This window comes from Bacillus sp. SH7-1, from assembly GCF_008042405.1.
GTDB lineage: Bacteria > Bacillota > Bacilli > Bacillales > Bacillaceae_G > Bacillus_A > Bacillus_A thuringiensis_N.
In genome coordinates, this window is the sequence record NZ_QNUD01000006.1 from 38104 (window position 1) to 51369 (window position 13266).

Sequence of the window (13266 nt, forward strand, 5' to 3'; positions counted from 1 at the left end):
ATATCATTCATAAATATTGTACATGAATATTTTAAGAACTGTCAATGCCGAAAGATTATTTAAAATTTCTTTCATCCGATTTGTATATTTCCTAATAATCTGTCAATACTGCTAGTAACATAATATTTTCTCCACTCCCCCTTGGAGAGATCCCTTAAATGGAGCAGTTAGCTTTTGCTATCTGCTCTTTTTTATTTGCCAACACACTATTTCATTTAACTAAGGAGCAGATTATGTTTTCTATTTATTTTCCAAAGAGGCCTTGTATGCAATAATTTTATTCTCAAGCATCTTTTCTGTAATTACTAAGTTTTCTCTTTGAACCTGAATAGCTCTCCTATGATCTTCTAGAAGCTGTAAACGAGCTTCAGTCGTATGCTCTCCTTCTAAATATAACCTAGCGTATTCTCTTATTTTCGCTATTGGCATTTGCGTTTGTTTTAATTTCATTACAAACTGCAACCACTTTATATGTGACTCTTCATAAAGTCGATTCCCATTTGTATCGCGATTTGCAATTAATATATTTTCCTTTTCATAATAACGTAGTGTATGTGTGCTCACTCCTAATAATTTAGCTACCTCACTAATTGTATACATACTCTAACTCCCTCCGCATGCCATTTATCCTCATATATTCACAATCTTATCAAATTTATAAAAAACATTTGACTTAGAGTATACTCTAACAAATACAATCTAACCATAAATGAATTTGAACTTAGGGGGATTTTATATGAAATACACGGTTATTACTGGTGCAAGTTCCGGAATTGGTTATGAAGCAGCTTTAGCATTTGCATCTCGTGGGAAAAATTTAGTACTTGTAGCTCGAAGACAAGAAGAATTGAACGGATTAAAATTGAAAATTAACGAAATGCATCCAGAGTTGGATGTTGTCATTCGACGAACTGATTTATCTGTCACTGAAGATGTTTATAAACTTTATGAAAGCCTACAAACTTTTCAAATTGAAACGTGGATTAACAACGCAGGTTTTGGTAATTTCGCCTCAATTGCCGAACAAAATTTAAATAAAATAGAAACGATGTTACATGTCAATATAGAAGCACTAACAATACTCTCTTCTCTTTTCGTTCGAGATTATTCAATGGTTGATGGAACACAGCTTATTAACGTTTCATCGGGCGGCGGATACACGATTGTTGCTGATGCTGTTACGTACTGTGCTACGAAATTCTATGTAAGTGCATTTACAGAAGGGCTGTCTCACGAACTGAAGGAACAAGGCGCAAAACTGCAAGCAAAAGTTTTAGCTCCTGCTGCAACTGAAACAGAATTTGCAAAACGTTCATTTGATATTGATGAGTTCCAATACGATAATGTTGTACCGAAATTCCACACTGCAAAACAAATGGCACAATTTATGCTTGATCTTTACGATAGCGATAAAGTTGTAGGGCTTGTCGATGGTTTTACTTATAACTATGAGCTTAAAAGCCCCATTTTTAATTTTGCAGTAAGAAAAACTAATTCAAGTTCTTAATTTCCCCTAAAATATAGATGCCCACTATTACTTAAATAATAGTGGGCCTTTTTCTGTCTGAAAAATTCATCCAACATACCGAATCATCGCCACCTCATCACAATAATCCACCTTTGGACAATGTCTGCAATCAATCCACACTTTTTCAGGTAATGCTTCTCTATTCACAAAATCAAATCCGCACTTTTGAAAAAATTCCGTTTCATAGGTTAAAGAAATAACTCTACTCACTTTTATTTTCGCTGCTTCATTTATGACATGATTCACTAGCATACGCCCGATTCCCTTCCCTGCATATGTATGCGAAACGACTAATGACCGAACTTCTGCTAGATCCTTCCCTAACACATGTAAACCAGCAACTCCAACAATGTTCTCTCCTTCTTTCATAACATATAAACACTGTAAATATTGATAGAGAGATAAAAGAGAACGCGGTAAAACCACTCCTTCTTTTGCATAAACTTCAATGAGACTATAAATTCCTTTCACATCACTCGTAACCGCATTACAGATTTTCATATTCTATCCCCTTGCCCCTGATATTAATATTTATAACTTTTAATGAATTTTAATACATAATTTTATATAATAATACATCTCTCCTTTCTCCCCGTCAATCACTTTTCTTATCCTTACACAAACAAAAAACCAAGCAATCTAATCGATGCTCGGTTCCTCATTTCGTATCGGTAATACGGTCGAATATTTAATTTCACGAAGTGCTAAACTCGTCTGTATACGTGTAATACCAAGCTTATTCAGCTTTCTAATAAACTGCTCTAATTCTTTACGATCACGATTTGCAACTTTTAATAAATAATCATACTCTCCTGTTAAGCAGTGACATTCTAACACTTCAGGCATCGATTCTAATTCTTTTTCCAACACTTCAAGTTTATCCGATTGATGAATATTCGTACTCATAAAAATGAAGCATAACAAATCAAAACCAAGCTTTTCTTGATTTAAAATGGCTACTTGCTTATCAATGAATCCTTCTCCATCTAATCTTTTTATTCTCGCATGCATCGCAGCTGGTGATAAATTAACGCGTCGCGCAAGCTCTGCATTACTTACTTGTGATTCTTTCTGCAATATATCTAAAATTTTTACATCTAAATCATCCAACACTTTAATAACAGACGACTCCATTACAATTCCCCCTTTTTTCTTACCGATGATTATTCGAAAAAACACGCCTTAAATTACATAAAACTGAATATTTTTCTGTAAATAGTATTAATAACAAAACATTTTATCTACTTTTACCCATTATACAAAATAATATATTGTACAATAAAGAAAAATGCTAAAATTATTTACAATTCGTATTGATTACAAAAAAGGGGATTTTAGCATGCCTTATTTTTACGTCTTTTTACTATTACTAACGAGCTTATTATGGGGAGGAAATTTCGTCGTTGGAAAATCACTCGTCGATCATGCATCACCGATGACACTGACAAATTTAAGATGGATGATTGCGATTGTTTGTTTATTACCAATGGTATGGTTTAAAGAAAAGAAAATCCTTCCACCACGTACTGCAATACTTCCGTTAATATTGATGGGAATTTCAGGGGTTGCTCTTTTTAACATCTTTCAATTTTTAGCATTAGAAAAAACATCCGCAACAAATGTAGGGCTTATTTCTACATTAAACGCAATTTCAATCGCATTATTTTCTGTCTTATTTCTAAAAGAAAAAGTAAATACACTTCAAATCCTATCCATGGTTCTTTCATTCTTTGGGGTTATTCTTGTCCTATTAAAAGGTAATTTTTCACTTTTATTTTCATTACATTTTAATAGCGGCGATTTATGGATGATGGCTGCTGTTTGTATTTGGGGAATCTATTCTGTTTGTAGTAAATGGGCAACAAAAACAACGACACCACTCATGGCCACATTATACTCTGGTATTTTCGGCGTTATTTTATTATTGCCATTTAACATAGGGAGCTTCACTGTTACAAATATCAACACTTCTTTTATAACATCACTTTTATATACAGGACTCATTTCCACAGTTCTTTGTATGGTATTTTGGAATGTTGGCGTACAAAAATTAGGAGCAACTACATCTGGCATTTTTCTAAACTTCAATCCCATTTTCACTGCTATTTTAGCATTCCTTTTCCTCGGTGAAGAACTAACATGGATACAAATTGTAGGGACAATGATCGTTGTGACTGGATGTTATTTATTTTCTCATTTCAAAACAGTTGCTGTTCAGCCAACTGGAGCTTTAATACGAAAACATTCTTAATGAAAAAACATCGTCATCTGAGTTGGCGATGTTTTTTATTTATTCTTCATTTCTTTTATATACTGCTTTTCCTCTTCTGGTGATAAACGTTCTGTTGCCTTACCAGTATCTCCACCTTGAAGGCTCCATAAAAAGTTATGCTCCTCAACAGTTTGAGAAAAATCTCCTTTTTCCCATCTATTTATAATAGAAAATAACCTCATTTTATATTGAAAACCTGTACTATTTTCAATATCTCTTTTCACATTAGAAATTTCCTTGTTTGTCATTTCTACAAATCCCCATTTTTCAGAGGATTTTACCTTTTGGTGTACCATTTTGTGCATAGTAGAAATAATTTCACCTTCACTAACTTGTGGAGATTCTTCTGCAACTTTCTTCTCTTTTTCGTTTGCCACTTGCTGGGTTTGAATATTTTTATTTTCTTTTTCCACATATGCAAGCAATTTCTTTCCGCCAACTATAGACGAGAAAATTACTATAATTGTAATGCATATACCTACGATCCATTTAAAAAGCATTATCTCTTCATCGCTTCCTTAACAATATGACTATCTACATACTGCTTAAACTTCACAATTTTCCTGTTCTCAAGTTGCCATACATGAACAAATTCTGCGTTAAATGATTTTCCCGTTTCTTTATAAACTCCTGAATACATACCTTCAGCAATAATTACATCTTTTCCGCTTACTTCATGATATGTATTTACACTTGCTTTATAATCATCCCACTCTGATCCTAAACGGCTAAATACATTTTTCATTATTGCTTCTACACCTATATAAGTTCCCCCGTACGGGAATCCTTTTGCCTCTGTCCATTCTACTTTTTCAGAGAGGGCTTCTGCTAAATGCTTGGCATTCGAAGAAGCTGATCCTTCATACGTGCTTTGAATAATTTCTAAATTTGATTTAGACATATTACTTCCTCCCGTTTTATTTATTTTTACACAAGATGTAACTTCTGTGGTTACACCTTGTGTAAAAAAATATTTAAATTGTTTTATTCTTAATCTATACGTTGTAATTATTATAGTTACAATTATGATTCAAGTCAACAATTTATAAATAAATTTACTTCGTTTTCATTACTTTCTCTTTTAAGAAACGATCTACATATCCTTCTGCTTTTACAACGAATAAATACGCACCCATTGATAATAACGCAAGGTCTAATTCATATCCTGGATTCTTTCCATCTCCTAATAAACCTGCTGCTCCATTTACCTTTACGATAGCTCCAGCTAAAATAAGAGCGAATAATAATCCTACATATCGTACGCCTAAACCGATAATTAATAATATACCACCAACTAATTCAACTGTTGCTACGCCATATGCAAGACCGCCTGGTAAGCCGATACTTGTAAACCAGCCTGCTACGTTGTCGATGCCTGATTGAAACTTCGCTAAACCATGTGCAAAAAACGTCACTCCTAACACGATACGAATAATTAAATTCCCAATATGTTGATTCATTTTGAACTCTCCTTTTTGTTTTGTTATGGTGAACTTTTATTTACAAGTCAAAACAATACGGTATTTCATTTCATTCGTCAAATACTTTTTTAAAGAAAACAAAAAACATTATCCCTTTTACGGATAATGTTTTCTTACAAAATAGCGCTAATTCAAGCTTTTACTCTATCGCACAAAAAAGTTGAAACATTTTTCCAGCACCAACAAACGGCAATAAAGACATATCCTCTTCTACTACCATGCCAACAACATTCACTTTCTCATCTACAGGCAAATCATGTATGACAACTTGCATCTCTCCAGCATATCTACCGTACAATTCATTATCAATTGTAATGCTACCTTTCTTTCTTACAATTGTATGCATTGGCTGTACAATCACTTTATGTTCTTCTCGCGATTCTACTGAGCGAATGACATCACGAGCTGGATCTAGTCTATTTGTATGCACTCTCTCCAATAATTTTAATGCTTCTTTATCAGTTACAAACGATTTGTACCGCAGCGGAATAATCCCTCTACTCGCACTCGCTATCTCTTGTACACTTTCTAGACTTCCGCTTATATCCCCGATTAACACCTTATCGACGCCACAATCTTGTACAAGTTCTAAGTACGCTTCAAGCGGGCGCATATTGCGGTGCTTTTCTAACGTTGGTAAGCCTTCATATAACGGACCACGTTTTTCTCCATCTCCTGGAATAAATGCCATCGTTTTTATCCCACATTCATGTAAGTATTGATTTTGTTTTTGCAAGAAGGACTTTGCTAGTCCTGTTTCTGGGCGCGGGTAAAAATTATGCCACGCTTCTACATTCTCTACCCGTATCTTTTCAGTGATTAATTCTTTCCAAAATGAATCTGTAATCGTACTCGCATTTAAAGCTACTTTCATTTTATGGGATACGCGCGCGATTTCTTTCGGCGTGATGCCATAGTCCATTCGTAAACCAGTAATGCCCCAGTCTACTAACTCTTCGACATTTTTGTAAGTCATTCCTAAATGGTGTAACGATTTTGGAGAAACATCGACCATTAATTCCATTTCATATTTGAGAGCTTGCTTCCCAAGTATTTGTATTAACTCTTTATACGTACCAGGATCATCCTCTGGAATATGAAGTGATGTAAAAATAGATGAAAACCCGTTTTCCTTCGCCATTTTTAGCCATTCTTCTTGCTTTTTTACTCGTTCTTTTGAAAGATAAATTGATACTCCTAGCATATGAATCTCCCTTTCTATGAATAGAAAAAGAGAAAGGAATCCCTTTCTCTATATGTTTTCTGCCATTTCTTCTTTAAAACCGAAGAAGTACGTAAAGATAAATCCGAAAGTATATGCCACTACTAATCCAAGGAAATATAATAAATATTTATTATCAGCAATTAACGGAATTAAAGATAATCCTGATACGCCAATTCCAAGTGCAGCTGTTTGCATAACTGCTTGGAATGCACCGCCAACTGCTGCTCCTAAACAAGCTGTAAGAAACGGTTTTCCCAGTGGTAATGTAACCCCGTATAGTAACGGTTCACCAATTCCTAAAAATCCAACTGGTAATGCACCTTTAATTACGTTACGAAGTCGTTTGTTTTTTGTTTTTACAAAAATCGCAATTGCTGCGCCTACTTGACCAGCTCCAGCCATTGCTAGTACTGGTAATAAAGGTGTTACGTGCGTTTGATTAATAAACTCCATATGAATCGGTGTTAAACCGTGATGTAATCCGACCATAACGAGCGGTAAAAATGTTCCTGCAAGCACTGCTCCAGCAAACGCGCCGCCAATATTTAGAATACCATTAATTCCGCTTGTAATTCCTTCAGATAAGAAACCTGCTACCGGCTGAATTGCTAACATCGTTACGATACTTACGACTAACACAGTAATGAGTGGTGTCACGATAATATCAACTGCATTTGGTACAGCTTTTCGAACTTGTCTTTCCACTACAACCATAAGCCACGCTGCAAAAATAACTGCAAACAATCCACCCCGTCCGGGTACGAGCGCTTCACCAAATAATTTCACATTCGCCATCGCCGGGTTAAAAATTAAAATACCTGCAATTGCCCCAAGAACCGGTGTCCCGCCAAATTCTTTCGCTGTATTCCAACCGACTAAAATACCTAAGAATGTAAAGATACCGCCCCCAATAAGTAGTAACATTTGTAGCCACGTTGCATTCGGATCAGCACCTGCGTTTTTCGCAAAGTTAGCAACCCCGTTTATAATACCTGACGCGACAAGACCCGGAATTAACGGAATGAAAATACTTCCTATTTTTCTTAAAAAGTTTTTCACCGGTGTATTATTTTTCTTCTTAATCTCTGACTTCATCTCTTGCCCAAGATCTTCAAGATGATGATCTGCCACTTCACCGATTCGGAGTCCTGTTAAACCTTCCATCTCAGCTGCTACTTTATTTACTGTCCCTGGCCCAACAACAACTTGAAGCGTTTCATCTTCAATGACCCCCATAACGCCTTCAACCTTTTTCAAAAGGTCCATGTTCACTTTACTTTCATCATGAAGCGTTAATCGTAGTCTCGTCATACAATGAGCAATACCGCGAATATTTTTTATTCCCCCAAGTTGCTCTGAAATTTCTTTGGCCATTCTCTCTTCTTTCTTCATAATAGAATCCCCCTCCCTATTATTTTATAGTGCCTTCTTCACAAACCCTTTCGCTTTTTTTAATTTCTCCAGTGCTTCCCCATACTCACACTGCAATAACACCATAACAATCGCAGCTTTCACGTTACGTTCTGCTTTTTCATAATGCTCTGCTGCTACTTCATAACTAACCCCTGTTGCTTCCACAATAATTCGTTTTGATCGTTCTACTAACTTTTCGTTTGTAGATTGAACATCTACCATTAAATTTTTATATACTTTCCCAACACCAATCATAGATGCTGTTGAAATCATATTAAGCACTAATTTTTGCGCTGTACCAGCCTTCAAACGCGTTGAGCCTGTTAAAATTTCTGCACCTGTTTCTACTTCCACATTTAGTTTTGCATATTTACTTATTTCAGCATTTTTATTACAGGAGATACTCGCTGTACTCGCTCCCACGCTATGCGCGTATTTCAATCCGCCAATGACATAAGGAGTTCGACCACTTGCCGCAATTCCAATCACTGTATCTTTCTCGTTTAATCCAATACTTTTTAAATCTTCTTCTGCTAACCCTTCGCGGTCTTCGGCACCCTCCACCGCTTTAGTAAACGCTTTCAATCCACCTGCTATAAATCCTTGCACCATTTTATCATCTGTACCAAATGTCGGCGGGCATTCCACCGCGTCCAAAATACCTAAACGGCCACTTGTACCAGCCCCAATGTAAATGAGTCGCCCTTCTCTTTCAAATGATTGAATTACAGTTTGCACAACCTGTTCAATCTGCTCTATCTCTTTTTCAACTGCTAACGCAACAGTCCGATCTTCTTCGTTCATACTTTGCAAAACTTCTTTTATACTCATCTCATCTAAATTCATCGTCTTCTCATTACGATGTTCTGTCGATAAATTTTCTAACATATTATCACCTGCTTTGAAATTTAATTTCATACTTTTATTATAACTTTAAGAAATTTAAAATCAATATTACTTTATTATTTTATGAAATTTAATTTCTTTTCATGACGAATTTATCCCACTTTAACTGGCAGTAAGACCCCCCACCTCAAATTCAGCGAAAACAAAAAATAGGTGGGGGATCAACTGCCTGTAAAAATCCGATTGGTTCAACTAATAATAATTGGGTGATGAACAAAACCTCCAATTATTAAAGTTTCACTTTATGTCAGTATACAAAAAAAGATGGGTTTCCCCATCTTTTCATTTTAACTTCCGTAATCGCAAGGCTTCTTCTCTTGTCTCCATAAATTGATCCAAAACTTTATTACCGATACGATTAAAGGTAATCACATATAAGGCATCAATCATATTCAGCTGTGTCATTCTTGAAGCAATACTCGCAATACGATGATCTTGTTCCACATCTGGCATACAAAGACGAATATCCGCCTCTTTATATAACGGTGATGATTGATCGAGCTTTGTAATCGCAATAACTGTTGCACCTTGTCTCTTCGCATATTGCGCCATTTCAAGTACATCTTTCGTACGACCAGATGTTGAAATCGCAACAAATATATCGCCCTCTTTTAAATTCGTCACAAGCGGCAACATCATATGAAAATCAGATAGCATCATCGCTGTAAATCCGAGCCTTGTAAATTTATAAGCCCCGTCCATCGCTGGAGTAGCTGATCCGCCGACTCCGTAAAATATAATCTTATCCGCATTTACAATACGATCTGCAGCTTTCTCAAGTTCTTTTTTATCTATCGCCGTAACGCTCGCCTCAATTGCAGCTTTATTGACATATGTAACTTTATTAAACAAGTCATACGGTCCATCTTCCGTATTCATAACTGAAAAATCATTAATATTATAATCAGCAATCGTTAATTCACGAACGAGCGCGATTTTAAATGCTTTAAAACTTCCAATTCCAATCGACTTACAAAAGCGAACAACACTCGCCTCACTTGCGCCCGCATTAGTTGACACTTCTTTCGTCGTTAAGTTCGGAACAATCTCTGCATTCTCCATTATGTACATGGCAACCTTCTTTTCAGCTGGTGAAAATTGATCCATATTATTTTCAATTTTAAATAGTAATGTTGAAGCTTTCACTATTTAACCTCCACTTCTTACGGTTGCTTATATTCTCTAATATCATTCGTATCATATAGATAAAAACCATCATTACCAGGTGGATGGTGAACAATTACAGTTCGATCCCCTTTTTTATATGACGTTATTTCACCTTCAGATCGCTGTTTTTCCCATCCACCTATCCAAATTGCAAAGTCAGGTACAAAAGCAGTGTACTTATAGTCTTTCGGGTTTTCGTCTTCTACATAGGAAGAAAAAATAGAAACCGGAAAATCTTTCACTTTTGATTCTTTCCATGCAGTAAATGGTATACATAGTGCAATAAGTATAATTACACCGATAACCTTCCCCTTCGTAATCTTCACACTTCCCTCTCCTTGTCATATCACATACATAGATTTTACCATAATTACAAACCTTTCATGCCACATGACTATTGCTTTTTACAATAAAAAAAGAGCTTATCTACGTCAGATAAGCTCTTCCTCTTTACACGAAATACTTCTTCAAAAGCGGCGGCGTAATAATCGTCGTTAATATAACAACAATAACAATCGCTGTGAAATTTTCTTTCGCTAATAGATTCGCCGTAAGTCCATTTGCTGCGATGATAAGTGCTACTTCTCCGCGCGACACCATCCCCGCCCCGATACTAATAGAAGATTGAAGGTTGAACCCTGTTAGTCTTGCTCCTAAACCCGATCCGATTAACTTTGTGAAAATCGCAACGAGCGTCATAATGATAATGAACCAAAGCTGGCTTCCGATACCTTGAAATGTAATTTCCATTCCGATACTTACGAAGAACACCGGTACAAATATCGCGTAAGCAATCGGTTCAATTTTATGTTCTACTTCGTGCTTATACTCTGTTTGCGAAATGGCAATTCCGGCTGCAAATGCCCCAATAATACCTGCGATCCCCATCATTTCACTGTAATACGAAAATGAGAAACAAATAATAAGAGCCGCGCTAATTAACGCTTCTGTTACACGAAGTGGCACAAGCATTTTCATAATCCACGGAACAACTTTCCATGCGATAAAAACAATGCTGACAAAGAAAATAATTTTCTTTGCGATAACAAGTGTTATATTCACATCTTGCGTTCCTAAAAAGCTCATAACAAACGCTAATAAAATAACAACGATGACATCATCAAATACAGCTGCACCTAAAATCGTTGTACTTTCTCTCGTATTCATTTTCCCTAAATCTCTTAGCGTTTGCACCGTAATACTAACTGACGTTGCGCAAAGTAATAACCCTAAAAAAATGGCATGAGATTGTATTAATCCAAACAGCAATCCTGTTACATAACCACCGATGAAAGGAAAAATAATTCCACCAGCTGCTACTGCAAATGATGATTTCAAATTCCGATTTAACTCTTCTAAATCTGTTTCAAGTCCAGCCATAAACATAAGTAGCAAAACACCAATCTCACTCAGTTCATCAATTAATTCAGAACTATTTATAATACCAAGTACAGCTGGACCGATAATAATACCGATAATTAATTTTCCAAGTACAGAAGGCTGGCCGAGTCTTACACTAATATCACCAGCTAATTTCGTACAAAGCAAAATGACAACAAGTTCAAAATAAAACAGCATAGCATCTTCTCCTACTTTATAAAGTGAAACTTTTATGAGTGTTTTTTTCACTCTGTTAACCATCGTTCATTCCTGCAAGTAGTTTCTCCTATTCATCCGCATTTTATTTGTCACATTTTTATTTGACAAAATATTCTGAATTATATTAAGATTAACCCAGCAATTTTAAAAAACTACGCACCATAACTGTACCTCCATTTACTTACATACTCTTTTCTAGTGGGCTCATACTATATTCGCAGTTATGGAAATGAAAAAACGGGGGGAGAGTCCAAAGTGAAGTCATTATTACGAAAAAAACCGCTTAGTACTGAATCACCACGGCAGTTAGAAAGAACATTAACCGCACTTGATTTAACATTTTTAGGAATTGGCGCCGTAATTGGGACAGGGATCTTTGTCTTAACAGGTATTGTCGCAGCGAAACATTCTGGTCCTGGTATTATGCTATCATTCCTTATTGCTGCATTTACTTGTGCTTGTGTAGCCTTTTGTTATGCCGAATTTGCTTCTTCTATTCCTGTCTCAGGAAGTGTGTATACTTACGCATATATGACAGTCGGAGAAGTTGTCGCCTTCATCGTCGGCTGGTGTTTAATGCTCGAATATTTACTTGCCGTCGCGGCAGTAGCTGTCGGTTGGTCTGGTTATTTACAATCTTTACTACAAGGATTTAACATCCATCTGCCCGCCATAATCGCCTCGGCCCCTGGAGTCGGAAAGGGTGGCCTTATCGATTTACCGGCGGTTTGTATTTTACTACTCATTACAGGGCTTTTAAGCTTTGGTATACGCGAAAGCGCACGCATTAATAATATTATGGTTCTTATCAAGTTAGCGGTTATTATCGCCTTTATCGTAGCAGGCGCAAAATATGTAAAACCTGAAAATTGGACGCCGTTTATTCCATTCGGATACGACGGTATTATTACTGGGGCTGCCACTGTGTTCTTCGCCTTCTTAGGCTTTGATGCAATCGCAACCGCTGCGGAAGAAACAAAAAAACCGCAGCGCGATTTACCAATTGGCATTATTGGCTCTCTTCTTATTTGTACCGTTTTATACATGATTGTATCTTTCGTTTTAACAGGTATGGTTCCATATACACAATTAGATGTTTCTGATCCAGTTGCATTTGCCTTACATTTCGTTGGTGAAGATACCATTGCAGGATTACTCGCTGTTGGGGCAATGACTGGAATGACAACCGTTCTCTTAGTCGTTATGTATGGACAAGTTCGCGTTTCGTATGCGATGAGCCGCGACGGTTTACTTCCAAAAGCGTTAGCACGTGTGAATAAAAAAGTAAAAATCCCTTTATTAAACACGTGGATTACTGGCGTTGTGTCGGCTTTATTAGCAGGACTTTTAGACTTACATGTATTAGCTAACTTAGTGAACATCGGTACGTTAACAGCCTTCACATTCGTTTGCTGCGCTGTACTTATTTTACGAAAAACTCATCCTGACTTAAAACGCGGATTCCGTGCACCTTTCGTACCTGTATTACCAGTTGTTGCAATTCTTTGCTGTTTATATTTAATGATCAATTTGTCCAAAACGACATGGATTAGCTTTGCCGTTTGGCTTCTAGTCGGCTTATGCTTCTATTTCTTCTACTCTAGAAAACATAGTCACTTAGCTAGCGAAAAAAAGAATGATGAACAGAAAAAAGCATAACAAAATAGCTCGCCGA

General features: G+C 36.3%; 15 protein-coding genes. 3 read left to right on the forward strand and 12 right to left on the reverse strand.

Annotated elements, in window-relative coordinates; translation table 11 throughout:
• Positions 1–240: 240 nt before the first annotated feature.
• Positions 241–600 (reverse strand): MerR family transcriptional regulator, encoded by a 360-nt coding sequence (locus tag DN390_RS05735; RefSeq protein ID WP_097950054.1) that lies wholly within the window; start codon positions 598–600, stop codon positions 241–243.
• Between the two features lie 136 nt (positions 601–736).
• On the opposite strand from DN390_RS05735, the gene DN390_RS05740 reads away from it, so the two are divergent.
• Positions 737–1507 carry an SDR family NAD(P)-dependent oxidoreductase gene (locus DN390_RS05740; protein ID WP_147806792.1) on the forward strand — a complete coding sequence of 257 codons (771 nt, stop codon included), beginning with the start codon at positions 737–739 and terminating at the stop codon, positions 1505–1507.
• A 66-nt stretch (positions 1508–1573) separates the two neighbouring features.
• Here the strand turns inward: DN390_RS05740 and DN390_RS05745 are convergent, their stop codons facing one another.
• Both DN390_RS05745 and DN390_RS05750 read right to left on the reverse strand, forming a co-directional pair.
• Complete coding sequence (locus DN390_RS05745; protein ID WP_147806793.1) at positions 1574–2029, reverse strand: N-acetyltransferase; 456 nt, start codon at positions 2027–2029, stop codon at positions 1574–1576.
• Between the two features lie 138 nt (positions 2030–2167).
• On the reverse strand, positions 2168–2662 hold the full coding sequence (locus tag DN390_RS05750) for an Lrp/AsnC family transcriptional regulator (protein ID WP_097908231.1): 495 nt from the start codon (positions 2660–2662) through the stop codon (positions 2168–2170).
• Positions 2663–2867: 205 nt separating this feature from the next.
• On the opposite strand from DN390_RS05750, the gene DN390_RS05755 reads away from it, so the two are divergent.
• Positions 2868–3779 (forward strand): DMT family transporter, encoded by a 912-nt coding sequence (locus DN390_RS05755; RefSeq protein WP_147806794.1) that lies wholly within the window; start codon positions 2868–2870, stop codon positions 3777–3779.
• 35 nt (positions 3780–3814) lie between these two features.
• Here the strand turns inward: DN390_RS05755 and DN390_RS05760 are convergent, their stop codons facing one another.
• From DN390_RS05760 to DN390_RS05800, 9 genes are all read right to left on the reverse strand, one after another.
• Positions 3815–4300, reverse strand: a complete 486-nt coding sequence (locus tag DN390_RS05760) for a PRK06770 family protein (RefSeq protein ID WP_147806795.1) — start codon at positions 4298–4300, stop codon at positions 3815–3817.
• Positions 4300–4701: a nuclear transport factor 2 family protein gene (locus DN390_RS05765; RefSeq protein ID WP_147806796.1), complete on the reverse strand. Its 402-nt coding sequence runs from the start codon at positions 4699–4701 to the stop codon at positions 4300–4302. The genes DN390_RS05760 and DN390_RS05765 overlap by 1 nt, the downstream gene beginning before the upstream one ends.
• A gap of 154 nt (positions 4702–4855) precedes the next feature.
• On the reverse strand, positions 4856–5260 hold the full coding sequence (locus DN390_RS05770; RefSeq protein ID WP_001071547.1) for a DoxX family protein: 405 nt from the start codon (positions 5258–5260) through the stop codon (positions 4856–4858).
• 160 nt (positions 5261–5420) lie between these two features.
• A complete protein-coding gene (locus DN390_RS05775; RefSeq protein WP_147806797.1) occupies positions 5421–6485 on the reverse strand; it encodes a DUF871 domain-containing protein in 1065 nt (354 codons plus the stop codon).
• Between the two features lie 48 nt (positions 6486–6533).
• Positions 6534–7898 carry a PTS transporter subunit EIIC gene (locus DN390_RS05780; protein ID WP_147806798.1) on the reverse strand — a complete coding sequence of 455 codons (1365 nt, stop codon included), beginning with the start codon at positions 7896–7898 and terminating at the stop codon, positions 6534–6536.
• Positions 7899–7922: 24 nt separating this feature from the next.
• Complete coding sequence (gene murQ, locus DN390_RS05785; protein WP_147806799.1) at positions 7923–8807, reverse strand: N-acetylmuramic acid 6-phosphate etherase; 885 nt, start codon at positions 8805–8807, stop codon at positions 7923–7925.
• A 300-nt stretch (positions 8808–9107) separates the two neighbouring features.
• A complete protein-coding gene (locus DN390_RS05790; RefSeq protein ID WP_060629673.1) occupies positions 9108–9971 on the reverse strand; it encodes a MurR/RpiR family transcriptional regulator in 864 nt (287 codons plus the stop codon).
• Between the two features lie 17 nt (positions 9972–9988).
• Entirely contained in the window at positions 9989–10318 is a 330-nt protein-coding gene (locus DN390_RS05795) for an outer surface protein (RefSeq protein WP_147806800.1), read from the reverse strand.
• A gap of 124 nt (positions 10319–10442) precedes the next feature.
• A complete protein-coding gene (locus tag DN390_RS05800) occupies positions 10443–11633 on the reverse strand; it encodes a cation:proton antiporter (RefSeq protein WP_147806801.1) in 1191 nt (396 codons plus the stop codon).
• A 213-nt stretch (positions 11634–11846) separates the two neighbouring features.
• Here DN390_RS05800 and DN390_RS05805 point away from each other — a divergent pair, with 213 nt between their 5' ends.
• Entirely contained in the window at positions 11847–13250 is a 1404-nt protein-coding gene (locus DN390_RS05805; protein ID WP_147806802.1) for a branched-chain amino acid transporter BcaP, read from the forward strand.
• Positions 13251–13266: the final 16 nt, after the last annotated feature.